At 42.5% G+C, this 24,982-nt stretch carries 29 protein-coding genes; 5 read left to right on the forward strand and 24 right to left on the reverse strand.

Annotation, left to right across the window (positions count from 1 at the left end):
- Nucleotides 1–4 precede the first annotated feature (4 nt).
- On the forward strand, nucleotides 5–1,351 hold the full coding sequence (gene ypeB, locus ACPF7I_RS08865; RefSeq protein ID WP_430743795.1) for a germination protein YpeB: 1,347 nt from the start codon (nucleotides 5–7) through the stop codon (nucleotides 1,349–1,351).
- Nucleotides 1,352–1,362: 11 nt separating this feature from the next.
- Here the strand turns inward: ypeB and bioA are convergent, their stop codons facing one another.
- From bioA to ACPF7I_RS08885, 4 genes are all read right to left on the reverse strand, one after another.
- A complete protein-coding gene (bioA, locus tag ACPF7I_RS08870; RefSeq protein WP_430743793.1) occupies nucleotides 1,363–2,715 on the reverse strand; it encodes an adenosylmethionine--8-amino-7-oxononanoate transaminase in 1,353 nt (450 codons plus the stop codon).
- Nucleotides 2,703–3,371, reverse strand: coding sequence for a dethiobiotin synthase (gene bioD, locus ACPF7I_RS08875; RefSeq protein WP_430743791.1), 669 nt, complete (start codon nucleotides 3,369–3,371; stop codon nucleotides 2,703–2,705). The genes bioA and bioD overlap by 13 nt, the downstream gene beginning before the upstream one ends.
- Before the next feature lie 230 nt (nucleotides 3,372–3,601).
- On the reverse strand, nucleotides 3,602–4,582 hold the full coding sequence (locus ACPF7I_RS08880; RefSeq protein WP_430743789.1) for a YpdA family putative bacillithiol disulfide reductase: 981 nt from the start codon (nucleotides 4,580–4,582) through the stop codon (nucleotides 3,602–3,604).
- A 69-nt stretch (nucleotides 4,583–4,651) separates the two neighbouring features.
- Nucleotides 4,652–5,917, reverse strand: coding sequence for a Glu/Leu/Phe/Val family dehydrogenase (locus ACPF7I_RS08885; RefSeq protein ID WP_006319394.1), 1,266 nt, complete (start codon nucleotides 5,915–5,917; stop codon nucleotides 4,652–4,654).
- Between the two features lie 152 nt (nucleotides 5,918–6,069).
- Here ACPF7I_RS08885 and ACPF7I_RS08890 point away from each other — a divergent pair, with 152 nt between their 5' ends.
- Nucleotides 6,070–6,786: a PIG-L deacetylase family protein gene (locus ACPF7I_RS08890; protein WP_430743787.1), complete on the forward strand. Its 717-nt coding sequence runs from the start codon at nucleotides 6,070–6,072 to the stop codon at nucleotides 6,784–6,786.
- Nucleotides 6,787–6,812: 26 nt separating this feature from the next.
- Here ACPF7I_RS08890 and ACPF7I_RS08895 read toward each other — a convergent pair whose 3' ends face one another.
- The 9 genes from ACPF7I_RS08895 to ACPF7I_RS08935 form a co-directional block, all read right to left on the reverse strand.
- On the reverse strand, nucleotides 6,813–7,400 hold the full coding sequence (locus tag ACPF7I_RS08895) for a genetic competence negative regulator (RefSeq protein ID WP_430743786.1): 588 nt from the start codon (nucleotides 7,398–7,400) through the stop codon (nucleotides 6,813–6,815).
- Between the two features lie 81 nt (nucleotides 7,401–7,481).
- Nucleotides 7,482–8,402 (reverse strand): MerR family transcriptional regulator, encoded by a 921-nt coding sequence (locus ACPF7I_RS08900; protein ID WP_430743784.1) that lies wholly within the window; start codon nucleotides 8,400–8,402, stop codon nucleotides 7,482–7,484.
- Between the two features lie 82 nt (nucleotides 8,403–8,484).
- Nucleotides 8,485–9,246 carry a metallophosphoesterase gene (locus ACPF7I_RS08905; protein ID WP_430743782.1) on the reverse strand — a complete coding sequence of 254 codons (762 nt, stop codon included), beginning with the start codon at nucleotides 9,244–9,246 and terminating at the stop codon, nucleotides 8,485–8,487.
- Nucleotide 9,247: 1 nt separating this feature from the next.
- A complete protein-coding gene (locus ACPF7I_RS08910) occupies nucleotides 9,248–9,622 on the reverse strand; it encodes a hypothetical protein (RefSeq protein ID WP_430743781.1) in 375 nt (124 codons plus the stop codon).
- Between the two features lie 45 nt (nucleotides 9,623–9,667).
- Nucleotides 9,668–10,105, reverse strand: a complete 438-nt coding sequence (locus ACPF7I_RS08915; RefSeq protein ID WP_430743780.1) for a YpbF family protein — start codon at nucleotides 10,103–10,105, stop codon at nucleotides 9,668–9,670.
- A 60-nt stretch (nucleotides 10,106–10,165) separates the two neighbouring features.
- The gene (locus ACPF7I_RS08920) at nucleotides 10,166–10,687 is read right to left on the reverse strand and encodes a LysM peptidoglycan-binding domain-containing protein (RefSeq protein WP_430743778.1); all 522 of its coding nucleotides are present in this window, start codon (nucleotides 10,685–10,687) and stop codon (nucleotides 10,166–10,168) included.
- Entirely contained in the window at nucleotides 10,680–11,270 is a 591-nt protein-coding gene (locus tag ACPF7I_RS08925; RefSeq protein WP_430743776.1) for a lysostaphin resistance A-like protein, read from the reverse strand. Before ACPF7I_RS08925 ends, ACPF7I_RS08920 begins: the two co-directional genes overlap by 8 nt.
- Nucleotides 11,267–12,709: a RecQ family ATP-dependent DNA helicase gene (locus ACPF7I_RS08930; RefSeq protein WP_430743774.1), complete on the reverse strand. Its 1,443-nt coding sequence runs from the start codon at nucleotides 12,707–12,709 to the stop codon at nucleotides 11,267–11,269. Before ACPF7I_RS08930 ends, ACPF7I_RS08925 begins: the two co-directional genes overlap by 4 nt.
- Nucleotides 12,702–13,724, reverse strand: coding sequence for a helix-turn-helix domain-containing protein (locus tag ACPF7I_RS08935; RefSeq protein WP_430743772.1), 1,023 nt, complete (start codon nucleotides 13,722–13,724; stop codon nucleotides 12,702–12,704). Before ACPF7I_RS08935 ends, ACPF7I_RS08930 begins: the two co-directional genes overlap by 8 nt.
- Nucleotides 13,725–13,924: 200 nt before the next feature.
- On the opposite strand from ACPF7I_RS08935, the gene ACPF7I_RS08940 reads away from it, so the two are divergent.
- The 3 genes from ACPF7I_RS08940 to serA all read left to right on the forward strand — a co-directional run bounded on the left by ACPF7I_RS08940 (nucleotide 13,925) and on the right by serA (nucleotide 16,537).
- Nucleotides 13,925–14,173 (forward strand): ferredoxin, encoded by a 249-nt coding sequence (locus ACPF7I_RS08940; protein ID WP_003394452.1) that lies wholly within the window; start codon nucleotides 13,925–13,927, stop codon nucleotides 14,171–14,173.
- 118 nt (nucleotides 14,174–14,291) lie between these two features.
- Complete coding sequence (locus ACPF7I_RS08945) at nucleotides 14,292–14,792, forward strand: inorganic diphosphatase (RefSeq protein WP_019418534.1); 501 nt, start codon at nucleotides 14,292–14,294, stop codon at nucleotides 14,790–14,792.
- A gap of 170 nt (nucleotides 14,793–14,962) precedes the next feature.
- Nucleotides 14,963–16,537 carry a phosphoglycerate dehydrogenase gene (gene serA, locus ACPF7I_RS08950; protein ID WP_430743769.1) on the forward strand — a complete coding sequence of 525 codons (1,575 nt, stop codon included), beginning with the start codon at nucleotides 14,963–14,965 and terminating at the stop codon, nucleotides 16,535–16,537.
- A 29-nt stretch (nucleotides 16,538–16,566) separates the two neighbouring features.
- Here serA and ACPF7I_RS08955 read toward each other — a convergent pair whose 3' ends face one another.
- From ACPF7I_RS08955 to ACPF7I_RS09005, 11 genes are all read right to left on the reverse strand, one after another.
- Entirely contained in the window at nucleotides 16,567–17,379 is an 813-nt protein-coding gene (locus tag ACPF7I_RS08955) for a histidinol-phosphatase (protein WP_430743768.1), read from the reverse strand.
- Nucleotides 17,380–17,601: 222 nt separating this feature from the next.
- Nucleotides 17,602–18,303: an ATPase gene (locus ACPF7I_RS08960; RefSeq protein ID WP_430743766.1), complete on the reverse strand. Its 702-nt coding sequence runs from the start codon at nucleotides 18,301–18,303 to the stop codon at nucleotides 17,602–17,604.
- Nucleotides 18,296–18,766, reverse strand: a complete 471-nt coding sequence (locus ACPF7I_RS08965; RefSeq protein WP_430745925.1) for an ECF transporter S component — start codon at nucleotides 18,764–18,766, stop codon at nucleotides 18,296–18,298. The genes ACPF7I_RS08960 and ACPF7I_RS08965 overlap by 8 nt, the downstream gene beginning before the upstream one ends.
- Complete coding sequence (locus ACPF7I_RS08970) at nucleotides 18,766–19,350, reverse strand: cob(I)yrinic acid a,c-diamide adenosyltransferase (protein ID WP_430743764.1); 585 nt, start codon at nucleotides 19,348–19,350, stop codon at nucleotides 18,766–18,768. Before ACPF7I_RS08970 ends, ACPF7I_RS08965 begins: the two co-directional genes overlap by 1 nt.
- 10 nt (nucleotides 19,351–19,360) lie before the next feature.
- Nucleotides 19,361–19,786 carry a bifunctional adenosylcobinamide kinase/adenosylcobinamide-phosphate guanylyltransferase gene (locus tag ACPF7I_RS08975; protein ID WP_430743763.1) on the reverse strand — a complete coding sequence of 142 codons (426 nt, stop codon included), beginning with the start codon at nucleotides 19,784–19,786 and terminating at the stop codon, nucleotides 19,361–19,363.
- On the reverse strand, nucleotides 19,738–20,334 hold the full coding sequence (locus ACPF7I_RS08980; protein WP_430743761.1) for a histidine phosphatase family protein: 597 nt from the start codon (nucleotides 20,332–20,334) through the stop codon (nucleotides 19,738–19,740). The genes ACPF7I_RS08975 and ACPF7I_RS08980 overlap by 49 nt, the downstream gene beginning before the upstream one ends.
- Nucleotides 20,292–21,035, reverse strand: coding sequence for an adenosylcobinamide-GDP ribazoletransferase (locus ACPF7I_RS08985; protein WP_430743759.1), 744 nt, complete (start codon nucleotides 21,033–21,035; stop codon nucleotides 20,292–20,294). Before ACPF7I_RS08985 ends, ACPF7I_RS08980 begins: the two co-directional genes overlap by 43 nt.
- Nucleotides 20,999–21,571 (reverse strand): bifunctional adenosylcobinamide kinase/adenosylcobinamide-phosphate guanylyltransferase, encoded by a 573-nt coding sequence (locus tag ACPF7I_RS08990; protein WP_430743757.1) that lies wholly within the window; start codon nucleotides 21,569–21,571, stop codon nucleotides 20,999–21,001. The genes ACPF7I_RS08985 and ACPF7I_RS08990 overlap by 37 nt, the downstream gene beginning before the upstream one ends.
- The gene (cobD, locus tag ACPF7I_RS08995; RefSeq protein WP_430743755.1) at nucleotides 21,568–22,623 is read right to left on the reverse strand and encodes a threonine-phosphate decarboxylase CobD; all 1,056 of its coding nucleotides are present in this window, start codon (nucleotides 22,621–22,623) and stop codon (nucleotides 21,568–21,570) included. The genes ACPF7I_RS08990 and cobD overlap by 4 nt, the downstream gene beginning before the upstream one ends.
- Nucleotides 22,598–23,530, reverse strand: a complete 933-nt coding sequence (gene cbiB / locus ACPF7I_RS09000) for an adenosylcobinamide-phosphate synthase CbiB (protein WP_430743753.1) — start codon at nucleotides 23,528–23,530, stop codon at nucleotides 22,598–22,600. The genes cobD and cbiB overlap by 26 nt, the downstream gene beginning before the upstream one ends.
- On the reverse strand, nucleotides 23,527–24,978 hold the full coding sequence (locus ACPF7I_RS09005; protein ID WP_430745924.1) for an adenosylcobinamide amidohydrolase: 1,452 nt from the start codon (nucleotides 24,976–24,978) through the stop codon (nucleotides 23,527–23,529). The genes cbiB and ACPF7I_RS09005 overlap by 4 nt, the downstream gene beginning before the upstream one ends.
- Nucleotides 24,979–24,982 lie beyond the last annotated feature (4 nt).

A 24,982-nucleotide genomic window follows, 5' to 3' on the forward strand; every position in this document is an offset into this window, starting at 1 on the left:
TTTTTTGCTACGAATTTTACTTATTGGAGCACTATCGATCGGCATTGCTGGCACAGCCTATTGGGGATACCGCGAGCACCAACAAAAAAATGCGATTTTAATTCATGCAGAAAACAATTATCAACGCGCATTTCACGATTTAACATATCAAATTGACTTACTTCACGATCAAATTGGAACAACGCTCGCAATGAATTCTCGCCAATCGCTGTCACCAGCACTTGCGGAAGTTTGGCGTCTGGCGTCAGAAGCACACGCGACAGTCGGGCAACTTCCGCTCTCGCTTTTACCTTTCAATAAAACAGAAGAGTTTTTGTCTAATATTGGCTCATTTAGCTACCGTGCAGCTATTCGCGATTTAGATAAGCAGCCATTGAACGCTGAAGAATATAAAACATTACAACAACTATATAAAAAATCTGCTGACATTCAACAAGAGTTGCGAAATGTACAGCATCTCGTATTAGAAAATAACTTGCGTTGGATGGATGTCGAGTTGGCGCTCGCAACAAACAACCGCCCAAATGACAACACCATTATTGATGGATTTAAAACGGTAGAGAAAAACGTTCAATCTTATAACGAAACCGACTTCGGTCCGTCGTTTACAAGCATCGAAAAGAGGACGAAAGGGTTTGAACATATTTCTGGGAAAAAGATTACAAAAGAAGAAGCAAAGCAAATTGCAAAAACGTTTCTCGGTTTAAAAGGAAATGAAGACATACAAGTCGTGCATAGTGGAGAAGGAGCAAGTGACGCTTTTTATAGTGTAACGATTAAACATCCGAAAACGAAACACGAAACGTATATGGATATTACCGAAAAAGGTGGATATCCGATTTGGGTCATTGAAAACCGCCCCGTCAATAAACAAAACATTAGTTTAAATGAAGCAACGATGCGCGGGCTTCAGTTTTTAAAACAACATAAATTTAACAACTTCGAATTGTACGAAAGCACGCAGTATGATCATGTCGCTGTTCTCACATTCGTTACAGCAAAAGATGGCGTTCGTATTTATCCTGAGTCTATTAAAATGAAAATCGCATTAGACGATGGAAACATTATCGGCTTTTCCGCTCGCGATTACTTATCGTCGAAACGCGAGCGAACGATTCCAAAGCCATCTATTTCTATTGAACAAGCACGAAAAAAAATGAATCCGAATGTCACCATTATGGAAGAAAGAAAAGCGATCATTATGAACAATATGAATGAAGAAGTGCTTTGCTATGAGTTTTTAGGAACGCTCGGGGATGACACGTATCGCATTTTTATTAATGCGCAAAATGGAATTGAGGAGAAAGTGGAAAAACTTCAAAATCCGGAACCTATATATGGCGAAATATAAGGGGCTGACAATTAGCCCCTTTTTTCTGTCGTTTCGATAATCGCCTCTTTCATAATCGCTATCATCGCCTCTAGCTGTTCAAATGTACTCGCTAACGGCGGCATGAAGACGATGACATCGCCAAGCGGACGTGTCAACATTCCTTTTTCTCTCATTTTTAACGTTGTTTTATATCCCATCCGTTCCGTCCATGGATACGGTTCATGGGTATGACGATCGCTCACAAGCTCGATGCCGCACATGAGCCCTAGTTGCCGCACATCACCAACATGATCAAGCTCGTTAAATGATGCGAGCTGTTCAGCGACAAATGCGGCTTTTTGCCCTATTTGTTCAATGAGTCGCTCGCGCTCAAAAATCTCTAGGTTAGCTAAAGCAGCGGCACAGCCAAGCTGATTTCCTGTATAAGAATGTCCATGAAAAAACGTTTTAAACTCTGTGTAATCGCCATAGAACGCTTCATAAATCGTTTCTGTCGTCAACGTAGCGGCAATCGGCAAATAACCACCTGTAATTCCTTTTGCAACTGTCATCATATCAGATTTCACATCTTCATGTTCAATCGCAAACCGTTTTCCTGTCCGTCCAAATCCAGTCGCAACTTCATCGACAATGAATAAGATGTGATAGCGGCGGCATAATTGTTCGACTCCTTTTAAATAACCCGCCGGCATGACATGCATACCACCCGCTCCTTGAATCATTCCTTCGACAATGATCGCAGCAATTTCTTCATGGTGTTCGGCTAGTAGCGTTTCTAATGCCCCTAGCGCTTCATCGCGCACAACATTTGGATCGTTGCTCGGATGGCGATAGACGAGCGGAAATGGTGCTTTATAACTTGTAAACATGAGCGGTTCATATATAGTATGAAAAATATCAATTGCTCCGACGCTAATCGCACCGACTGTATCCCCGTGATAACCATTTGTCAAGGTGACAAATTTTTGTTTTTTATGTTTCCCGATGTTTCGCCAATATTGAAAGGCGATTTTGAGCGCAATTTCTACGGCTTCCGCTCCGCTGTCTGAATAAAATACGCGCGTCAAATGACTTGGCGTCCATTCAATTAATTTTTCTGCCAATGCAATCGCAGGAATATTCGCTGCACCTAAAAGCGTCGAATGTGCAATTCGCTCAAGTTGAGCGCGAATCGCATCATCAATTTCTTTTTTGCGATGCCCGTGAACGTTTAGCCAAAGTGATGAATATCCATCATAATACGTTTTTCCGTTCACATCTGTTAAAAAAATCCCTTCCCCGCTTTCAATGACGAGCGGATGTAGTTCATAATCTTTCATTTGCGTAAACGGCAACCATAAATATGTTTTACTTTTCTCTATCCACTCGTTCATTGCCACCATTCCTTACTCCATACAATATCACCATCAGAAACGCTTGCCATACGCGGAATTTCACCGATCACCGGAACACCCGTCATCGTTTCAATCATCCGTATGTTGTCTTGTTCAATTTCATTTTTCGGTGTAGAAAAGCCGTTCATAATAATGCCGGCAACTTGCAAACCAAAAGCTTTCGCATATTCCACCGTTAACACCGTATGGTTAATTGTTCCGACGCTCGCTCGCGCAACGATAATGAGCGGAAGCGATAACAATTGAGCTAAATGAGCAACGAGAAATGATTCGTCAACGATCGGAACAGCAACTCCCCCCGCCCCTTCGACAAGCACGAAATCATACGTTTGTTGCAGCTTTTGCATATGCACCATAATACGTTCCGGCTCTATTGTCACCCCATCGATTTTGGCAGCTAAATGCGGAGAACAAGGGGTTTTTAATATATATGTACATCCTTCTTCGTCGGTAATATCAATGATTTTTCGATACATGTCCACATCAGGTGCAATCCATTTTCCCTCTTTCCATTGCGCTCCGCTTTGAACAGGTTTATAAGCAGTTGCACGTATACGTTTGTCGATCAATGTACGCAACATACAAGTGGTGACAAATGTTTTCCCTACATCTGTATCTGTACCTGTAATAAAAAATCCTCTCATCCTCTTCCCCTCCTTTTTGTTAACTTATATTTTACGATAGTTAACAAAAAGAAACAATAAGAAAAGCGCAAAGCGCCCGCCTATCGGCGAAGAGCGCACAAGCCCCACCGAGGAGGCTGTCGCCGCCGCAGTGTGGGGCGGAGCGACTCGAGCCGATGGTGCTTGGAGCTAGACAGCTCCCCAAATCTGAAATTTTATACTTTCTTATCTTGTAAAAAAGCGTCCGAAAGTTATTCGGACACTTTTCCTTCCCTTTTCGCGATACATGCGGCAATCAAATCGCCATGAAAGCGACCGTTTTCAATAAAAATTTCATTCGCGTTATTTCCAGCGGCAATGACACCGGCAATAAAAATACCTTCTACATTTGTTTCCATCGTTTCTGGATGATACATCGGTCGCCCTGTTTCAGCATCGATATGAACGCCCATTTTCCTTAAAAAATCATGGTCAGGATGATATCCTGTCATCGCAAAAACGAAATCGTTTTTAATTGACTTCACTTCATCGCCAACGCGATAAATAACCGCGTCTTCTGTAATTTCTTGCACATGGGCGTTAAATTCCATTTGAATGACCCCTTGGCGTACAAGTGAGTCAAATTCGGGCAAAATCCACGGTTTAATGCTCGAAGAATATTGTGATCCGCGATATAATACGGTGACGCGCGCCCCTGCTTTCACGAGTTCTAATGCTGCATCGACGCTCGAGTTTTTTCCACCAATGACGACGCAATCTGTATTGTAATAAGGATGTGCTTCTTTAAAGTAATGCGTCACTTTCGGCAAATGTTCCCCAGGTACGTTCATATAGTTTGGGTTGTCATAATATCCTGTCGCAATAATGACGTACGTTGCTTCGTACGTATCTTTGCTCGTTTCAACGATAAATGTTCCATCTGCTTGCTTCGTGACGCGCTCTACTTTTTCAAACGCATGAACGCGAATGTTTTTCCGCGTCACCACTTCACGATAATAAGCAAGCGCTTGATTGCGTTTCGGCTTTCGATTTTCTGTAATAAACGGCACGCCACCAATTTCTAACCGATCACTAGAACTAAAAAAAGTTTGATGTGTCGGATAGTGATATATGGAATTTACAATATTTCCTTTTTCAATGACAAGCGGTGAAAAGTTCGCGTTTTGTAATGCGATCGCAGCAGCTAATCCGCACGGCCCCCCGCCGACAATAACGATTTGTTCTTTTTTCACTTGACGATCACCTCAATGAAAAATCTCCTATCATACAATGATAGGAGATTTTTCGCATTCATGCAAACATTAAATCCAGCCACGGAAACGGCAAGCTTCCGCCATTTTACGTACCCCGACCATATATGCAGCTAAACGCATATCGACGCGACGTGTTTGCGACGTTTCATATACGTTGTTGAACGCTTTTACCATCACTTTTTCGAGCTTTTCTTCCACTTCTTCTTCCGTCCAATAATATCCTTGGTTGTTTTGTACCCATTCAAAGTAAGAAACCGTCACTCCGCCAGCGCTTGCTAGAACGTCAGGAACAATTAAAATGCCGCGTTCTGTTAAAATTTCTGTCGCTTCCAATGTCGTCGGACCGTTTGCAGCTTCAACAACAATTTTCGCTTTAATGTTGTGCGCATTTTCCTCTGTAATTTGATTTTCAATCGCTGCTGGAACTAAAATGTCACAATCTAATTCAAGCAGCTCTTTATTTGTAATTGTATTTTTAAATAGTTTCGTCACCGTACCAAAACTGTCGCGACGATCTAATAAGTAATCAATGTCAAGACCGTTTGGATCATATAAACCGCCGTATGCATCAGAAATGCCGATCACTTTCGCTCCCGCATCGTGCATAAATTTCGCTAAATAGCTTCCAGCGTTACCAAACCCTTGCACAACAACACGCGCGCCTTTTAAGTCAATGCCGCGCTTTTTCGCTGCTTCACGAATACAAATCGTAACCCCTTTGGCTGTGGCCGTTTCACGACCGTGTGAACCACCTAATACAAGCGGTTTTCCAGTAATGAATCCCGGTGAGTTAAATTCATCAATGCGGCTATATTCATCCATCATCCAAGCCATAATTTGTGAATTTGTAAACACATCGGGTGCAGGAATATCTTTTGTTGGACCAACGATTTGGCTAATGGCACGAACGTAACCACGACTTAGTCTCTCTAGCTCACGGAATGACATCGTACGCGGATCACATACGATTCCGCCTTTTCCACCACCATACGGTAAATCGACAATGCCACATTTTAAACTCATCCAAATGGAAAGTGCTTTCACTTCGCGTTCTGTTACGTTCGGGTGAAAGCGAATACCCCCTTTAGTTGGACCGACCGCATCGTTATGCTGTGCACGGTAGCCAGTAAACACTTTCACTGAGCCATCGTCCATGCGCACCGGAATTTTCACCGTTAACATGCGCAACGGCTCTTTTAACAGCTCGTATACTTCTTCAGGATATCCGAGCTTTTCAAGCGCTCTATGTATGACGATTTGCGTCGCTCGTAGGACATCATGTTTTTCTTCGTTGGTATGCTTTTCGGCTACCATTTGTAAACCTCCCATGACCTTTTGTAAAATATTGTCCGCCCTTCATGTCATAGTATACACCTTCTATGCGCATATGCAAAGAAGTTTTTATCGATTTTTTGTAATCGTTTTCAAAAAATTGATCATTCACATAACAAAACGAAAGCGATATAATGGACGTACAACAGAAAGGGGCGACAGAGATGAAAAAGCGCATTTTATTTTCCTTTGCACATCCTGACGATGAAACGTTTACTGTTGGGGGATTGCTTGCGGCGTTAGCGAAACGTGAAGATGTAGAAACCATTGTATATAGCGCGACGCTTGGCGATGCAGGGAAATGTGGAAACCCACCTGTTTGCACAAAAGAACAGCTACCACAAGTGCGTAAAAAGGAATTAGAGCAAGCAGCGAGCATTTTAGGTGTCGATCATCTCATTACTGGTACATATCCTGATGGAAAATTACCTGAATATGAGGAGCTACTCGTCCGGGACATTTGTCACATCATTGAACGATATAAACCAACTGTTGTCGTTACGTTCCCACCGCACGGCATCTCCGGGCATCGAGACCATCAAGCGATTCAACGGGCGACATATCGGGCGGTGACTGCGATGGATCATATTGTCGAACAATTGTATTACGTCACTGTTGTCGGTCGACCTGACCGCTTTGGCGATCCGATAGAAAACATCGACATCGTCTTCACATTTACGGAAGAGGAAGCAAAAAAAGTACGCCAAGCTTTACTTGCGCACCGAACGCAACATTTATCCGTTGAACGCGTATTCCCGTCTGTTCATAACGAGTCGTTCCATAAGTTTCAAAATCGCGAATACTTCATCCGCGCATGGTCAAAAGAAAACGAGCCACCTTATCCATTTTAAAAATAACCTTCGCGTATGAGCGAAGGTTATTTTTTGACAAAGTATTGATATAGTTGGGCGATCGCTTCATTTGCGATCAATTTTTTCCCGTACTCTTCGACACGATAAATCGTTAATGTGGACGGACTACCATATTCAGCCAAGATAGCAACAAAGTCATCTGTTTGGATGACGGATTCAGCGAAATGTAAATAAAATCGTCCTTCATAACTGTAAAGCGAGCCGCCATGACAACCGAGCGAATAGAGACGCGTCGCTAATTGAATAACATCTTCAAACGTTTGAAATTCGAAAAATATATCATCGCTTTCATCTAGCGTGACTTGCATTTCAATATAATCATCGCTAAACTCGTCTTCCTCATCTGTCATCTCACCTTCGCTCGTTACGATGACAACCATCCCCTGTGCCGGTAAAGAGTACACTTCCACAGCGACCGACCCGTTAATTTCAAAGCCGAGCTCCTCACTTGCTTCCTCAATCATATCACGAAATAGCTCATGCACTTTGAACGTGTCTTTCCATAAATCTTCTTTCGTTAAACCGCGCTCGACTAAATCGTCAAATGTGAGGAATATTTTAATTTTATTGTAGTTTAAGCGTTCAAGCCGCATAAACATCCCTCCTTACCTACACAGACTTTACTGTTAGCATATGACGAACGCATAAAAACGTTCGTCATATTACTAATGAGTTTACATCGTTTTCTCCCTTTTAGACAAGTATTTTTCATTCGATTTTAGCCATTCATCCCATTGTTCTTTTGATTGTCCGAGAAAATGAGCGCCGTACGTTTTTTTCATTTGTTCATCCACTTCATCAAACGCTCGTCCACCTACTCCAATACGAATGGCTGGATACGTTTGTTTCAATTGATCGACAAGTTGTAGTGTCGCCCGTACATTTTGTTGTAACGTGCACGATAAAAATATATAAGATGGCTTCACTTCATCAATGACAATAGGTAAGTCCTTTTGGTCAATACTTGCCCCTAAATAAATCGTTTCGTATCCTCTTCTGCGTAAGTATAAGGTAAAAATAAGCAGTCCAAGTTCATGCCATTCATTTGGCCCACAAACTGAAATTGTTTTTGGTAACAAACGATTAACAGGTAGCATAGAAAAAGCCATTCCAAGTCGTGAACGTAAAAAAGCAGAGGCGAAATGTTCATGAGCACTCGTAATTTTTCCGTTTTCCCATAAGTCCCCGATCCGTACGAGAAGCGGACCTAATATATCAATTGCCACTTTTTCAACCGTATATAAACTGAACGCCTCATTTAGCAATTCATGCGCTGTCCACTCTTCAAACGATAAAAGAGCTTGCAACAGACGTTCACGAAGCCCGGTCACATGATCTTCTGCTTGCACGCTCACTTCAGAAGGTTGTTGTTCTAAGAGAGATACGGCTTGACTAATTGTAAAACCTTGATTCACTTTATCAACAAGCCATTTTAATATTTGGACTTGTTCCTCCGTATATAGCCGATGCCCAGCTTCATTGCGCGGCGGAGCGATAATTTGATAGCGACGCTCCCATGCTCGCAACGTCCCAGGCTGAATACCTAACATGTTTGATACTGCTTTAACATTATATTTTCCTTCTTGCGTTGACATATAAAATCCTCCATCTTTCGCATCATTCTGTCAACATTATAGCGAACATGAGGGAGGTGTGTAAATTTTGTATAAGTTTTGATTAACTTTTTTTATGTTCTAACTCGATCAGATGCGTTTCCGCACGCGCACCTAAACGAAGCGGAAGCGTCGTTGTCCCATATCCGTTGCTAATAAGTAGCATCGTCCCATTCACGTTTTGTAAACGCCCTTTTTCATATAAACCAAATGGTCCAAAACGAATTTGTCCACCGTGCGTATGCCCGCTTAAAACAAGGGAAATGTTATGTTCTGGCGTTATTTTTTGAATGATGCGCGGATCATGGCTAACAACGATGCGAAACGTCGCATCGCCCGCATCGCTTAACGCCAAATCAAGTCGATCTCGCCTTTTATTCATATCATCAACACCAAGTAAAGCTATGCGATCACCTTGTTCACTTTCAAATATGACCGCCGTATTATCTAATATTTTCACACCACTTTCAAGCAATAACGCATCTAATTCATGGTAATCTACTTCATAATCATTATTTCCCCAAACAAAATAAACAGGGCCGAGCTGTTTTAACAATTCAATGTTTTGTTTGACACGTGAAAACGGCACTCCTTTTTCTATTAAATCTCCGCCGATGACAACAAGATCAACCTTTCCTTTCAACGAGCGAATGAACGTTTCGGATAAACGCCGTCGATGAATATCTGAAATAAAGAAAAGACGAAAGCGAGAAAAGCTTTCCGGAAATGTCGGAAACGATAGTAACTGAACAATGACCCGATTGCGATGCGCTTCAATCCACATGTATACGATGAAGCTAACGAACGCTATGACAACATACACCATTTCAATTTTCCCTCTCTTTGTACACACTCATTGACATCATACCATATACGAAAGAAAAGAGAAAAAAAATGACTGTTTTTTTCACATCAATGGTTGCCAACATCATAAACGTTAGCAAAAAACTATACGAAAGAAAGCATTCTTTTCGATTCATCGTCTCCTTTCGCCATGCCCGTAACGTATGCCAAATAGCTGTGCGAATTAAAACAGCATTGGCGATAAAACCGATCAAAAAACTAACAAGCGCAAAAAATGTTTTCATTGGATCAAAAATCATATCGGTCAAAAGCAATTCAAGCTCAAACGGCTCCAACGTTGGCGTCCAAGCAATCATAAAATAACCACAAGTCAAGCCAGTGATCAAAAAAAGCCACATATACCTCCCTCCTTTTCTCACTATATGAAACGAGAGAGCATGTGGTCACTTATTTTCATGGTACAGTTGAATATCATATGTTTCTTTCATCCACTTATAAAGAATATGTCGTTTTTCCCATGTTTCTTCTTGAAGCAGCTCGCTACTTTTTTGAATAAGCTCGCAGCGGAGCGCATGGAAATCTTGCTCCGCTTTTTCGGTTTTCTTTTTATAAAAAAAGACGAGCCAGCCGAATGATGAAATAAACGCAACAAACCAAAAAATACGTTCGTCAATAAGAGCCATCACGACTCGCTCTATGGACGTACGATGTAAAGCGAAAACAGTTTGATATATATATATTCCAAATAAAGCGAGAGAAAATAAAAACAAACTGAATGACCACTTCATTCTTTTTTTCATATCGTCCCATTCTTTTTTGTGAGCAATTATGCGCTTTAAAATGACTTTTGTCACTTCATCTAATTCCATTGGGAAAATCATAGCCACCCCTACCGATCGTGTTTTACTACGATTGTATGTCCATCGGCAGAGGTGTATACCTTATTTTCCATTCATATTTGGAATTTTTAATACTTGTCCTTTTTGGAGCTTCGTGCTCGTTAAACGGTTCCATTCTTTGATAAGATCCATTCCTTTTTCATTTCCGTAATATTTCATTGCAATGCTATATAACGTTTCATTTTCTTGTACTGTATGATAAATAAAAGACGGCTCTGTTTCATCGGATACATCTACCTCTTGCTTTGCTTCATTTTCGAGCGGTTTTTGTTTTGGCATCTCTTCTTTTTGTTGATCGACGTCTATCGTTTCATAACTCTCGTCATCAATCGTCACAACTTGGATCGGACGTTTGTCGACTAAATGGTATATGCTATAAATCGAAATCGGCAATAAAACGAAAAAGAGCGCAAGAATGCGAACGAGCGGGTGTTTTATTTTCCATTTCGTTTTTTTCTTTTTATGCACTTCACTTCGTGGCGGCAAATGAAGTTCATCGTTTTCTTGTTGCCCATCGATACTTTTCATTTTTTTTCGCAAATTTTCTGCTTGATCTTCACGCATCGCTATTCACCTCTTTTGTCCGATATCGGATGTGTAACGCTAAAACAAAATCAATGAGAAAGTGGGCAAAAATCGTTACCCATAAATTGCCCGTCCATTCATATATAAAGCCAATCCAAAAACTTAAACTAACGACAGCAATAAGAAGAAGCCATCTTCTCCAATAACGAATATGCAATAAACCGAAAATGACACTGGCAAAAAGTAAGCCAACGTGCGTCTGAATGACACCGCGAAATAGCAATTCTTCACAAAACGCAATGATTGCAGTCATGATAAAAATGTGCGGAACAGGCCGAGAGCGAAATAGCTTTTCGTTCATCCCACCATCATCATACCACTGTTCAGGTACATGACGAATGAGTAAAAAATCGACAAAAAGAACGAGCGCTGCACAACCTCCGCCATATAATAATATTTCCCGCACATCCCATTGCCATATCGCAAAAAATGTTGCAGGGGTAAATAAATATATACCTAATGCGAACGCAACAAGAAAAAGGAGCGCTTGTGTGAAATACAAATGATATACTATTTCCTGTTCACTTATTTGATTGGCGGTCTCAATTTGTTTTTTAATCATTTGTCCTCCACCTTTATCGAAAACATTGCACGAAGCTCTTCGCGCCATGGGCGCAACTGCATTTGCCGAATATGTCTTATAGAGGCATTTACGTATATACGGGCACCACATCGATCACAACAGCGTTCATTCGGAAGTGGTTGTTGTTCAAAATAGGATAGCATCGCCCGCCGGCGACAAGCTTGTTCGTGTACCCATCGTTGCATAAATAGCCATTTATTCATTTTCTCTTTTTTTCTTTGCTCGATATAGGCATAAAGTTTTTTTGCTAATATGTGTATATCTTCTTGACCATTCATTTGTTCTAACCAATATAAGAGAAGCCGTTGTTGTACATCTGTTAATCCCGTCTCGTTCTGTCCATGACGTAAAGCATCTAGCGCATAAACGATTTGCTCTTTTGTCGGAAATTCCACATCGATCATCGCTTGCCCGAGTTGCTCGTCTCCTGGCGCATATAATAATATGGCTATGCTTTCATTTCCATCTCGCCCAGCGCGTCCAATTTCTTGCCAGTATGCTTCGGGTTGCGTTGGCAAATGAAAATGAATGACGAAACGAACGTTCGGTTTATCAACACCCATTCCAAACGCATTCGTACAACAAATGACGTCTAACTGATCATAAACAAACTGTTGTTGAATAAGAAGCCGCTGGTCGCCATCCATGCCTCCATGATAGTAGCCAACACGATGATCTCCATGCAACATGTTTGCTAACGTTTCTGCCCATTGCCGACTCGATACATAAACGATGCCTGGCTTAGGCAATATAGCGATAAGCTGCTTTAACACTTCTATTTTCTCTTCTAACGTATGAACGTATTGAACATATAAGCAAATGTTCGTCCGATCAAGTGGGTACATATGCTGTTTAACTTGATCAAGCTTAAGCGTTGCTACAATATCATCAATCACTTGACGGGTTGCGGTTGCTGTTAGCGCTAAACAAGGCGGGTTGCCGAGCGTTTCACGAAGAAGACCGAGCTTTAAAAAATCAGGACGAAAATCGTGTCCCCATTGTGAAATGCAATGCGCTTCATCTACAACAAACAACGAAATGTTTATACGCATTAGCGATTCAATAAGCAAGGGAGATTGTAAAATTTCAGGCGAAGCGTAAATAAAACGGTACGATGCTAATTCATGTAGCACGTCTTTTTTTTTCCGATAGGAAAGAAAGCGATTTAGTGCGACAACACGTTTTTCGCCGCGATTTTTAAGCTGTTGTACTTGGTCTTCCATAAGGGAGACGAGCGGTGAAATAATTAGCACACTACCGTCCAATATGTAGCCAGGAAGCTGATAGCAAAGCGACTTTCCCCCACCGGTCGGAAGCATAGCGACACAATTTCGTCCGTTAAGCACATCTTCAATAATTTCTTTCTGTCCGATGCGAAACGAATCGTAGCCAAATCGCTCCTTTAATATGTTAATCATCTTCCTTATCCCACCTTGCTAGTGCGAGCCGAATTTCGAAATAAGAAACGTCTGGCAGCGCTTCTTTCATTGCCCGCAATTTTTTCGTTTTTAATTGTCGTGCTTGTTGTATAATGCGCTTACGTTTATTTTCCTCTAAAAATGGCGCCGTCACAAATGACGGGATATATGTCGCAATCTCTACAATATGGTCTTCAATCGTTCCTTTTTTCAATCGACGCAACTCGGCAATTTGTTCAATTGAATATCCTTCTTTTAACATATCCCAAGTTTTTTGAGCGGAACTCGTTAATTGTGTGCGCGTTTGTTCACGCAATGAAAAGAGAAGTGGAAATGTTTCCTTTTCTTTTTCTATTGTCTCAAGTATAAAATGCAACACATTTTGAAACGATAGCCATACAGCTACATCATCTTCTTTTATCGCGTGAGCAATTTGTTCATTCGTCCATCCGATGCGCTCATGACTTGTCAACCGCCAAACAAAAATGTTTGCGTCTTTTTCTTCTACACGACTGAGTAGCTCATACATTTCTTCATATAACGACCGCGCAATCGTCTGCATATGTTTATGTTGAAAAAGCCATCGCTTTACAAATGATTGAATGCGCTCATCGCGATGTACGGGCTCAAACGACGTACGGTGAATGATGTTTGTGACCGTTTGAATAAGCAAAGAAAGTCTCTTCCAAAATAAAGAGGACTCATTCATATATTTCCATCCATTCACATAAGGAGGAAAGATAAAACGACGAAGTTCCTCTTTTCCGCTTAAAGTTGTACGATATATATGCTCGTCTACTTGTCTAATCCATCCGTTGCTTTCTAATTGGTGCGCCATATGAAGTAAACGAGAACGATCAATCGGCACTGTTCCGAATAGCCGGCTAACGTTATACCATTTACTATCTTGCAGCGTTTGCGCCGTTTTTTTCCCGTTCAGCAAATGGTCAATGGCAGCGAGTGATCGCTCGCCACGAAAACGATCGATACAAAATAAAACAATGTGTTGTAACATGCAACATTCACTCCATTTTCTCTTTCATTTTACCAGATTAAGCGAGAGGATGTGAGGAAAAACTAAGTACTGATAAGCATTTTCAATGGAGTTTTTTATTGAAAAGTTGTCGGAACACATTTATTATAAAAGTGTGAGGAATACGTTTCCAACGTTTCATATGAAGCGATTGGTTCCATATAATTAAGGAGGGTCATTGTATGCCAAAGTACACAATTGTTGACAAAGAAACATGTATTGCCTGTGGTGCATGTGGAGCAGCTGCACCAGACATTTATGACTACGATGATGAAGGCATTGCGTACGTTACATTAGACGACAACCAAGGTATTGTGGAAGTGCCAGACGTATTAATCGATGATATGATGGATGCGTTTGAAGGCTGTCCAACAGACTCCATCAAAGTCGCGGACGAGCCATTTGATGGCGATCCAAACAAATTTGAGTAAGAGCACCGAAGGGCAAACTTCACATGAAGCTTGCCCGTTTCTTTTGTTCAGTCATTGTCACTACTTGTCCAATCGACTATAATAAAAAAGTATACATAATGAAAAGGAGGAATTTGGCATGGCGTTTGAAAACAAAGTTGTTGAAGCGTTTATTGAAATTCCAACGGGCAGCCAAAACAAATACGAATACGACAAAGAGCGTGGTGTGTTTAAGCTCGATCGCGTCTTGTATTCACCAATGTTTTATCCAGCTGAATACGGTTATTTGGAAAATACACTTGCGTTAGACGGCGATCCGCTTGATATTTTAGTGATCGTCACAAATCCAACATTCCCTGGCTGCGTTATCGAAACGCGTGTGCTCGGCTACTTAAACATGGTAGACGGCGGCGAAGAAGATGCGAAATTAATCGGCGTTCCTGTTGATGATCCTCGCTTTGCTGATGTGCGTAGCCTCGAAGATCTTCCGCAGCATAAACTGAAAGAAATCGCTCATTTCTTTGAGCGCTACAAAGACTTAGAAGGAAAGAAAACAGAAATTGGCACGTGGGAAGGTCCGGAAGCGGCTGCCAAACTTATTGACGAATGCATCGCACGTTACAACGAGCAAAATAAATAATTTTCATTTTTTAAGCTGGCAACACGCCAGCTTTTTGTCTTTTTTCCGAACGTTTATATATAAAAACGTTTTCATTTGTATGACCTTTCCGAAAGTTATTGACACATGTATACGGTTATGTTAAATTATCAGAAATTTAAAAACTTATGATTTGAAAGGAGCGGATATTTGTGGTTCGCATTTTAGTATCTGATGCGATGAGCGAAGAAGGTCTTGCCCCACTTCTTGCTGATCCAACGATTGAAGTCGTACAAAAGAAAGTAACAGAAGTCGAAGATGAGCTTGACAAGTTTGATGCGTTGCTCGTTCGTAGCGCAACGAAAGTCACAGAACAACTACTTCAAAACATGCCGAATTTAAAAATTGTTGGGCGTGCTGGAGTCGGTGTCGACAATATCGACGTTGAGGCAGCGACACGACACGGTGTCGTCGTCATTAACGCCCCAAATGGCAATACAATTTCTACAGCGGAACATACATTTGCGATGATGGCTTCTTTAGTGCGCCGTATTCCACAAGCGCACATTTCGGTTAAATCACGTGAATGGAATCGTTCCGCTTTCGTCGGTGTCGAGTTGTTCGGAAAACATTTAGGCATTATTGGCTTCGGGCGCATCGGCTCGGAAGTAGCAAAACGAGCGCGTGCGTTCGGTATGCACGTCCATGTGTACGACCCATTTTTGACGAAAGCACGAGCAGAAAAAATCGGCGTCGATGTTTGCACGCTTGATGAATTGCTTGCGCAAGCGGATATCATTACGGTACATACACCGCTCACAAAAGAAACGAAAGGTCTTCTCGGTCCAAAGAACTTAGCAAAAACGAAAAAAGGTGTATATTTAATTAACTGCGCTCGCGGCGGAATTATCGATGAACAAGCGCTTATTTCGTTTTTAGAAAACGGACACGTAGCAGGCGTCGCCCTCGATGTATTTGAACAAGAGCCGCCAGGAGATCATCCGCTTCTTTCGTTCGACAACGTCATCGTCACTCCGCATCTTGGGGCATCAACGATCGAGGCGCAAGTGAATGTCGCGACACAAGTCGCCGAAGAAGTATTAAAATTTTTACAAGGGAAACCCGTTACGTCATCTATTAACTTACCGACATTATCAAAAGATGTGTATGAAAAAATTCAAGCGTTTTATACATTAGCTCGCAAAATGGGCATTGTTGCTTCCCAATATATGAGCGAACCAGTACAAGAAATTGCAATTACGTATTCCGGTTCCGTCGCCGATTTAGAAACGACATTTATTACGCGTAGCTTGCTCGCTGGATTTTTAAAACCGCGTGTCGCTTCAACGGTCAATGAAGTGAATGCGGCAATGATTGCAAAAGAACGAGGTATTGCTTTTAGCGAAAAATTTTCAGCAAACGGAAACGACTACAACAATAGTATTGCATTGACAGTATATGGTGAGAACAAAACGTTTACGATGAAAGGAACGCATATCGCTCATTATGGAGATCGTATCGTCCATTTTAACGGTTTTGCGATCGACTTTGCCCCAGAAGGACATTTATTGTACATTCAACATCACGACAAACCAGGAATGATCGGAAAAGTCGGAAATATTTTAGGTGACCATCAAGTGAACATCGCTACGATGCAAGTTGGTCGCCAAGAAGCGGGCGGAAAAGCGATTATGATGCTTTCGCTCGATAAACCGCTCGATGATGCACTCGTTGACACGCTTGAAAAAATTGACGATATTGATGTTGTAAAAAGATTGGAAGTATAAAAGGTTCAGCCACGCGGCTGAACCTTTTTTTATCCAAGCGGAACGGCTTTCCGTTCCCCTTTCGAAAATGTCATAATTTCGGTATAACCGACCTTTTTAGCAAGGGCAACTGCTTTGTCATAATCAGCGCCGACATCTTGCGGAACGTGCGCATCAGACGATAAAACAATCGGAATCCCTTTGTCGTAGCACATTTGCAGCAGGCGCGGATCAGGATATAGTTCCCCGACAGGTTTTCGCAATCCTGCTGTACTAATTTCTACGCACGTTTTCGAGTTTGCTAGTGCCGTCGTTGCACGATCGTACTGTTCAAGCAAAAATTCTTCATCTTTCGGTACATATTTAAAAATTTTCACTAAATCTAAATGACCGATGATATCAAATAAGTTCGATTCAGCTAACGTCACGACTTGGTCGAAATATTTTCGGTATGTATCGTATACGTCACGACGATCCCATTCTTTTCGAAACTCAGCTAAATCAATACCGAAGTCATCCACCCAATGAATTGAGCCAATGACATAATCAAAATCGTAAGCGCGAATAAATTTTTCCATTTCTTCATGCTTCCCTGGCGTGTAGTCCATTTCAATCGACATTTTTACATCTATTCCCGCATTCCACGCCTCGTGAAACAACCGAACATAATCAGCCATATCATAATAGCGGCGTTCTTCAATCCACGGGTTAGATAAAATGTTTTTCGTCTGATAAAAATGATACGCATGTTCGGAAATACCGAAATGTTCAATGCCTTTTCGCGCGGCTTCGTCCGTAAATTGCTTTAAATAATCGAGCGTCAACGTCCCGCGCTCTAAATGATTATGGTAATCTGTTAACATTGTTCTCTCCCCCTCTCGTATTGTTTTACATTATATAGCACATCTCTCTCTTTTTCTAGTTATTCAGTCCAACAAGAAACAATAAATGAATGCACGCTGCCATACCAACAACAACGAGCACTCGTTTCATCATATCTTCCATCGTCTATTCCCTCCCGTTTGCGATAACCATATATGTTGTATGCAAAAATACGAACGGTTAGAACAACGGGAAGCGATCGTTTACAATTCATTTACAATTGGATAAAAAAGCGTTTGAGCGAGTGACCGCAATACCGGCTCCTGTTTGCGATCATAACTGATTAATACACATGTCGCTGGACCAGCAGACGCATGAAGTGGTAAAGAACAATGAATAGGACAATCGCCGCAAACGAGTTCCCATTCATAGCGGATCCCCTTTGAACCAATTGGGACGATTTCATATACGCCATCTAATTGTAAAAGTTCGCGAAAAAGCGAAAGCGGTAGCACACGATTTTTTCTTTTTATCACGTCTTCGCCAACGAGCGGCTCACCGATGACCGCCCAACAAGCATCACGTGGCGTTACACCTATTTTTTTACGCTCTATTGTTACCGTTCCAGCAACGACAAAGCCGACAGCTGACTGCATAAGCGGCATATTCGACTCGCTACTTCCTACGATCGGGAACGACAATTGTAGCTCTTCCATCGCTTGTTCAATTCCTGAAATGAGCGCGCCCCATACGTCGTCAGACACAAAATTTTGCATGATGAACGCTTTCGGGATCGCACCGATACTCATGAGTTCCATAAGCGCTACACGAGCCCCATAATAACCGACAACATCGTACGGTACTCGAACAACATCGTGGCGTTTTAAGCCAATTCCCCCCGAACAATCCGCCGCAAAAACAAGCTCCGTCTTTTCGTCAAGCGGCACAAATAATACGTCACGCATGCCGCTCCCCCCATACACGTTGCAACGCTTTTGAAACAACGACAGCAATCGCTAAATTGACCCCGGTAGCTAGTGCAAGAGAAGGGATGATGGACAGTACAAATGCCGGACTCATGATCCATGCAAAAGGCAACGGTGCAATCAGTGCATTACCGATAAAAAAACATACATAACTAGAAATGAGCCATCCTCTTCTCATCAACAAGCCAACAACGTATAAAAGAGCTGCCATTTCAATAGCCACAAGTATATGAAAAGGTCCGAGTGGAAATCCGCCAAATAGCGCAGATACAATATGACCAATACATGCCACGAGCGCGGCTGCCGTTGGGCCAAGTAAAAATGCAGCAACAACGGCAGGCGCACTATCTAATGCAATACTTCCAATTGTAAAAGGAATTTTTATAAGCGAACCGATGACCGATAAACTGATGAACATAACGAGCAACGTGAAACGCTTCATCATGATTCACCCTTTTTTTCGTTTTTATCACGAAACACGATCGCGCTTCGTTCATATTCTACGTCTTTCACGTGTAAACGAGCATTGACAACACGTGCAATAGCAAATAAATAGTCTGATAAACGATTCATATATTGTAAGACGACTTCGTTCGTTTGTTGTTGCTTCATGAGCGCAACGACACAACGTTCTGCTCTTCGCGTCACGGTACGTGCCATATGCAATGCCGCTGCTTGCGGCGAACCTCCCGGCAAAATAAACCGTTCAAGCGGCGGTGCTTGTTGAATATATGCATCGATGCGTTCCTCTAAAAACGCGACCATATCTGGCTTTACTTTGTATGGGATTTTCTCACCAACAATAGCCAAATCACCGCCACAATCAAACAATTCATGTTGAATGCGTTGCAATTCTTCATAAATGTCGCGAAACTTCTCATCTTTCAATAACGTCATCGCCCAGCCGATGACAGAATTTGCTTCATCAATCGTTCCGTACGCTTCAACACGCACATCGTTTTTATCGACTCGCCCTCCAACTAAGCTCGTTTGTCCTTTATCCCCTGTTTTTGTATATAATTTCATGTTCTCCCTCCTACTTGATTCGTTCATTGATCCCACACCATACGTAATCGACACGGTTACATATGCTCGCTAGCTGTTGATACGTCCAGCCAACCATATCTCTCCATGCCCGTTCATGGACATCGATCGGCACGATACCTTGCCCAATATCGCAACCAATCCAAACAACCGTCCGTCCCCCCGCTTGTTCCCATCGCTTCCACGCGCACATATACGATCGGATCGCTTCTTTTTCATCGTCCGTATAAGGAAAAAAATATTCGCGAATCCAATGTTCTATTCCTTCAAGCACAACAACAGATGCGGTTTCGTCATGTGGGAGCGGAAACATATTTTCATATGCACAATACCAACTGTATGGCGTATGCCCGAATGAATAATGGGCATTTACCCATTTCCGCTTTCCTTGAAACGCACCGCCGCTAACGAAATGCATCGCTTTCTCTCCTTCCATCGTTCCTTCGTATTATAAAGCGTCACTCCTTCGCCAAACGGAACGTGCCATTCCCAAAACGGACGGATGTCCGGTGCGTACTTCGATAATATATAACGAATTACCCCGCCGTGCGTTACAACGACAACATGAGAAGCGGACCGATCAATCGCATTGCTAACAGCTTGTTCAATACGAGCTTCAAACTGAGCAAACGTCTCACCGTTTGGAGGCGTATAGCGAAACGAATCATCTAACCAACGACGATACGCCTTGACCGTTTGCAATTGTTCATACGTTTTTCCTTCAAAATCACCAAAATTCAGTTCCCGCCAACGATAAGAACATTCAATGACGTGATTCGGAAACAACAAATGCGCTGTTTGGCGACAACGGAGCAAATCGCTTGTAATCACGACATCGGCGTGTAACGAGTGCGACACATTCGGCTTTTTCACAATCGGTACATTCGTCCATCCGATATATCGTTTCTCCTCATTTTCCTTCGTTACAAAATGGCGAATGCATGTAATAGCCACATGACGAACCATAAAAACGTTTCGCTCCCTTCAATAAACGCTCCTAACACATCGCCAGTTACTCCACCAAACTGCTTCACAGCAAACGCACGCGCGACAACATAAAACAACATAAGTGCCAAAAACAATATGATCGTCTCATCCGATAATAAAACAATGAATGCGTACGCTATAACGAAAGGTACATAGCGGTGATCGACATGTTGACGAAATGCTGCGGCCATTCCTGTCTTTTTGGCGAGTGGCGTCGTCAATAAAAGCAACGTCATGCCAAGACGTGAAAGTAACGGAATACAAAAAAGAGAAAACAACGACATGTGCGCAACGGTCTCAAACATAAAAACGAAACGAAAGCCGAGCAAAAAGAAAAGCGAGAGCACCGCAAACGCCCCGACGCGCGAATCGCTCATAATTTCGAGACGTCGTTGTTGATCGCGATACGAAAAATATGCATCGCTACAATCCATCCAGCCGTCCGCATGCAATCCCCCTGACAAAAAGATAGATGAAAATAATAGTAAAAATGATAAAACAAGTAAAGAAACGTGACCGAATAATAACGCATGTTGGGCAACGAGAAGTGCCCCAATCATTGCACCGACGAATGGAAACGACAGAACAGCGGCACGCGCTGTCCGTTCATTCCAGTCCACTTGTATACGGAGCGGGACGACAGTTAAAAACTGTATAGCCAAAATGACTCCTCGCCACATGACTCTCTTCCTTTCTTTACAATCGGCAACCCGTAACGCATCAAAATCGCCACATCGCTTAATGTGACAAGATGTTGATGCAATAAACCGAGACCGTGCATATACATGTACGTTCCTCGTTCATCAGGTACACCATCATAAAACACTTCGTTACTTACAATAATTAATCCTTTAGCTTTATCAGCTAACTGTTTCATTTGTTGAACGATGCGCGGTACTTTTCCATGTACATCCCATATATGATCGCGAAACAACTCATTTGCCCATAAATTTGTTAAGCAATCAAGCAGCACGATATCACGTTTGGAAAACATAGAAATGATGTGATCGAGATCGTACGGCTGTTCCCACGTTTGCCACCGATCACGTTTTCGTTGTTGTTGATGATGAGCAATGCGCGCTTCCATTTCTTCATCTGTGCGCATCGCTGTCGCAATGTAATGAAGCGAATATTTTGCTTCCGCCATTGTTTTTGCCCATTGTTCTGCAAATGAAGATTTTCCGCTACGCACCCCACCGCTAATAAATACGATCATTTATGCCACCTCCTTAAATAAGAAAGGAGACGATCGTTCTCTTCTTTCGTTCGAATCGCAAAACGAACATATTTTCCGTCCAGTCCTTGAAAATTAAACGTATGGCGAGCGACGATACCTTGTTGCAACAAAAAAGGAAAAAGTGTCATCGTTTCATCATGCAACATATAGAAATTGACAACAGACGGTGAAAAGCGATAACCAAGCTCAGTAAGCTGTGAAAATATTCGTTTTCGTTCTGAAGCGATATACGTTCTTGTTCGTTGGACAAATGTCTCATCGTTCAATAATTGTTTTCCTATTTGTTGGGCGATCGTGTTCACGCTCCATGGCGGTTGTTTTTCCGTTAACTTTTTTACGACATGCTCATACGCTAACACATAACCGAGCCGCACGCCTGCCAATCGGTACATTTTCGTTAATGATCGTAGCACAATTAAACGATCAAATGTGTGTAAAAAGGACGAAACGGAATAACCATCGAGCCAAAAGTCGTAAAATGCTTCGTCGACAATAACATATACCCCTTCATCATGTGCTGCTTTTAATAGAGCATACATCGTTTCTTTCGGCCATACGGTACCTGTTGGGTTATTCGGATGACAGACGAATAGCGCCTGTAAAAACGGCAAGTGTTCTATCATTTGTTCAATCGGTGGTTGCCAATGTTCATCTAACATAAACGAGTGAACGGTACAACCGTAAGCTTCACATGCACGACGATATTCTGTAAACGTCGGCTCGAGGATGCCAATATGTTGACCGGCAAATTGTTCGGCAAGCAAATAAATACATTCTGCAGCACCATTGCCGACAAATACGTTTGATCGCGCTACATGTTCTCGCTCGGCAATGATCGTTCGCAGCGTTTCACTTCGCTCTTCAGGGTATATGCTCATCCAGCGAACCCATTGTTGTTCGGTTGGCATATATTCGTCTGGAAGCGGAAACGGATTCACATTCACGCTAAAATCGATATACGAACTTGGCGTATCCATTTGCATCGCTTCGTATAGACGATGCGGATTAGCCCCATGTGCAGGCAACTGCAAGCAAACTCCCCCCAATCGTAAAAGCTATTGTTGTACGTCGCATAATGGCTACCGCTCGCTTAATATGCTCACATTTCAGCGGAACGAACGCATCACCTATCGTTGGGCGAACAGATATAACGCCTTTATATGTATTCACCCCTCCGAGTTGAACACCTAATAGCGCAGCCATCGCTGCCTCGCACCATCCGCTATTTGGGCTTGGATGGTTGCGAGCGTCGCGAAATAATAGTTTCCACATGCGTATATTTGCGTGATGGATAAGCAACATCACACACGCTGTTAGTCGTGCAGGAACGTAATTGAACACATCGTCTAAGCGAGCTGAAGCCCAGCCAAATTGTGCATACCGTTCATTTTTATAGCCGAGCATCGAATCGCACGTATTTACAGCGCGATACAACATCGCTAACGCTCCCCCGCCAATAAAAGCATAAAAAAGAGGGGCGGTTACTCCGTCGCTCGTATTTTCAGCTACTGTTTCCACACATGCACGTACGATCCCTTCTTGTTGCAACGTTTTTGTATCACGCCCGACAATCATTCCCACGTTTTTTCGCGCTTCATCCATATCCCCTCTTTCTAACGGATCGAGAACATCGTACGCTGCGTTCGCTAAACTTGTCGGGGCAATGGAAGTAAAAATGATCGTTGCTTCAATGAATATGCCGAATATAAATGAAAGTCGATAGGCGCTAACAATCAGTCCGTAACTTATAATGAACGTCACCGTACAAACGACAAACAGCGTGAACATTCCTTTTCCTTTTCTCCATCTTCCTTTGTTCAAACGATGATCCATAAACGCAATCATTTGCCCAATCCAACAAACAGGATGAAAGCGCCGAGGATCAGCGAATATGCGATCGAGCAAAAGCGCAAGCCACACCGCCCATATGTGCGTCATCGACTTTCACCCTTTCGCTTTCGGTAGCGATCAATGGCTGTTTGCGTCGCTTCATATACAAGACGAGCGATTTGTTTACCGATCGATGTAATCGTTCCAGCGTATTCATAATACGTTCCTTGTTGAGACGCAGCGATAACCGTCGAATCTGTTGATGTTCCTGTCGCAATGGTGTCGGTTTGGGGATCGATGACTTGTTTATCGTACAGCACCTTTGCTTTTGCTTCTGTTGCGGTCATTAACGCCTGCACGAACGCAGCTTCTGATAAATGAGCATCAATAAAAACAAACGTATTAATCGTCCCCGGAGAAGCGACTACGTCTGTGCGCCGCCAAGCATTTGCACTATCTACCGCATTTCCGACTCCAGCAGTTACCGCAACAAAAAGACGAACATCTTCATCAACAGATGAAAACGCCACATCTTTTACATCGACGGCGGTCATCATTCCGACCGTCCATTGCTCATGAAAACCGTGTCGCCTCAAAAATTGAATCATTTCTTGCTCGGCATCGTCACAACGATAGTCAAGCGAAACGTGACGATTGACGAACGTCGTTGCCCAACGTATACCGCCACCAACAAGCGAAGATGAAAGCACTTTAAAAGGCTTGACTGTCTCTACGACGAGCATCGTTTCGTGTTCTTTCACGTGCCATAATACATCGTCTATATGCGGCGTGAAAAATGGAACGAATGTGACGAGCGGCTTCGGTAAAACCGGGTGCTCGTGACGTTTCATTTTTGTTTCAAATACGCACGCAATCATTGATTCGCTTAACAATTCCCGCGGCGTTCCACAAGCAACGGCTCTTCCGTCTTTCAATAAAAGAAGGCGATCACAATAAAGCGAGGCAATGTTTATATCATGAAAAATAGCTACAACGGTAAGCCCTGACTGTTTTAATAAATTGAGCAACTTAAACTGCTGCGCCACATCCATATGGTTCGTCGGTTCATCTAGGAGCAATACGCGCGGTTGTTGCGCTAACGCCCGCGCAAGTGCAGCGCGCTGACGCTCCCCACCGCTTAATTGTTCTAACCGTACGTGTCGTTTATGCGTTAATGTAACGGAATGGATCGCTTCAGTAACTGTTTGTTCATCCTCGCTTGTCCAGCGCGGCAAAAGCGATGACTGATAAGGATAACGACCGAGTTCAGCCATTTCTTTCACTGTATACCCAAACGAAATATCTGTATGTTGAGGTAACGTCGCAACAAGCTTTGCATATTGTTTCGGTTTATACGTCTGAATTGGCTGACCGTAAACAAACATAGCTCCTTGCTGCAAAGAAAGTTCACGGCTCAACAGTTTCATTAGCGTCGTTTTTCCGCTTCCATTCGGCCCTAAAATACCGAAAAACTCCCCTTCGTAAACGGTAAACGAAACATCTTCCAACACTTTTTTTTCCCCATATTGATACGAAACGTGCTGCACATCTATCATATTG

It is taken from the genome of Anoxybacillus dikiliensis (assembly GCF_050613275.1).
Lineage (GTDB): Bacteria > Bacillota > Bacilli > Bacillales > Anoxybacillaceae > Anoxybacillus.

What these genes read in the sequence shown, in the direction of transcription:
- bioA (WP_430743793.1), bottom strand. Translation starts at nt 2,715, where the DNA reads ATGGTGGCAATGAACGAGTGGATAGAGAAAAGTAAAACATATTTATGG.
- ACPF7I_RS08990 (WP_430743757.1), bottom strand. Translation starts at nt 21,571, where the DNA reads ATGATCGTATTTATTAGCGGTGGGGTGCGTAGCGGAAAATCTTCATTT.
- ACPF7I_RS08920 (WP_430743778.1), bottom strand. Translation starts at nt 10,687, where the DNA reads ATGCGTGAAGATCAAGCAGAAAATTTGCGAAAAAAAATGAAAAGTATC.
- ACPF7I_RS08975 (WP_430743763.1), bottom strand. Translation starts at nt 19,786, where the DNA reads ATGCATTTCGTTAGCGGCGGTGCGTTTCAAGGAAAGCGGAAATGGGTA.
- ACPF7I_RS08940 (WP_003394452.1), top strand. Translation starts at nt 13,925, where the DNA reads ATGCCAAAGTACACAATTGTTGACAAAGAAACATGTATTGCCTGTGGT.
- ACPF7I_RS08905 (WP_430743782.1), bottom strand. Translation starts at nt 9,246, where the DNA reads ATGGTGTATGTTGTCATAGCGTTCGTTAGCTTCATCGTATACATGTGG.
- ACPF7I_RS08895 (WP_430743786.1), bottom strand. Translation starts at nt 7,400, where the DNA reads ATGCGGCTTGAACGCTTAAACTACAATAAAATTAAAATATTCCTCACA.
- ACPF7I_RS08925 (WP_430743776.1), bottom strand. Translation starts at nt 11,270, where the DNA reads ATGATTAAAAAACAAATTGAGACCGCCAATCAAATAAGTGAACAGGAA.
- ACPF7I_RS08980 (WP_430743761.1), bottom strand. Translation starts at nt 20,334, where the DNA reads ATGGTTCGTCATGTGGCTATTACATGCATTCGCCATTTTGTAACGAAG.
- ACPF7I_RS08965 (WP_430745925.1), bottom strand. Translation starts at nt 18,766, where the DNA reads ATGAAGCGTTTCACGTTGCTCGTTATGTTCATCAGTTTATCGGTCATC.
- ACPF7I_RS08970 (WP_430743764.1), bottom strand. Translation starts at nt 19,350, where the DNA reads ATGAAATTATATACAAAAACAGGGGATAAAGGACAAACGAGCTTAGTT.
- ACPF7I_RS09005 (WP_430745924.1), bottom strand. Translation starts at nt 24,978, where the DNA reads ATGATAGATGTGCAGCACGTTTCGTATCAATATGGGGAAAAAAAAGTG.
- ACPF7I_RS08955 (WP_430743768.1), bottom strand. Translation starts at nt 17,379, where the DNA reads ATGTTAACAGATTACCATAATCATTTAGAGCGCGGGACGTTGACGCTC.
- ACPF7I_RS08960 (WP_430743766.1), bottom strand. Translation starts at nt 18,303, where the DNA reads ATGCGTGACGTATTATTTGTGCCGCTTGACGAAAAGACGGAGCTTGTT.
- ACPF7I_RS08945 (WP_019418534.1), top strand. Translation starts at nt 14,292, where the DNA reads ATGGCGTTTGAAAACAAAGTTGTTGAAGCGTTTATTGAAATTCCAACG.
- ACPF7I_RS08890 (WP_430743787.1), top strand. Translation starts at nt 6,070, where the DNA reads ATGGACGTACAACAGAAAGGGGCGACAGAGATGAAAAAGCGCATTTTA.
- ACPF7I_RS08915 (WP_430743780.1), bottom strand. Translation starts at nt 10,105, where the DNA reads ATGATTTTCCCAATGGAATTAGATGAAGTGACAAAAGTCATTTTAAAG.
- ACPF7I_RS08930 (WP_430743774.1), bottom strand. Translation starts at nt 12,709, where the DNA reads ATGATTAACATATTAAAGGAGCGATTTGGCTACGATTCGTTTCGCATC.
- ACPF7I_RS08985 (WP_430743759.1), bottom strand. Translation starts at nt 21,035, where the DNA reads ATGTGGCGAGGAGTCATTTTGGCTATACAGTTTTTAACTGTCGTCCCG.
- cbiB (WP_430743753.1), bottom strand. Translation starts at nt 23,530, where the DNA reads ATGACGCACATATGGGCGGTGTGGCTTGCGCTTTTGCTCGATCGCATA.
- ACPF7I_RS08885 (WP_006319394.1), bottom strand. Translation starts at nt 5,917, where the DNA reads ATGGTAGCCGAAAAGCATACCAACGAAGAAAAACATGATGTCCTACGA.
- ACPF7I_RS08910 (WP_430743781.1), bottom strand. Translation starts at nt 9,622, where the DNA reads ATGTGGCTTTTTTTGATCACTGGCTTGACTTGTGGTTATTTTATGATT.
- ACPF7I_RS08900 (WP_430743784.1), bottom strand. Translation starts at nt 8,402, where the DNA reads ATGTCAACGCAAGAAGGAAAATATAATGTTAAAGCAGTATCAAACATG.
- ACPF7I_RS08935 (WP_430743772.1), bottom strand. Translation starts at nt 13,724, where the DNA reads ATGTTACAACACATTGTTTTATTTTGTATCGATCGTTTTCGTGGCGAG.
- bioD (WP_430743791.1), bottom strand. Translation starts at nt 3,371, where the DNA reads ATGAGAGGATTTTTTATTACAGGTACAGATACAGATGTAGGGAAAACA.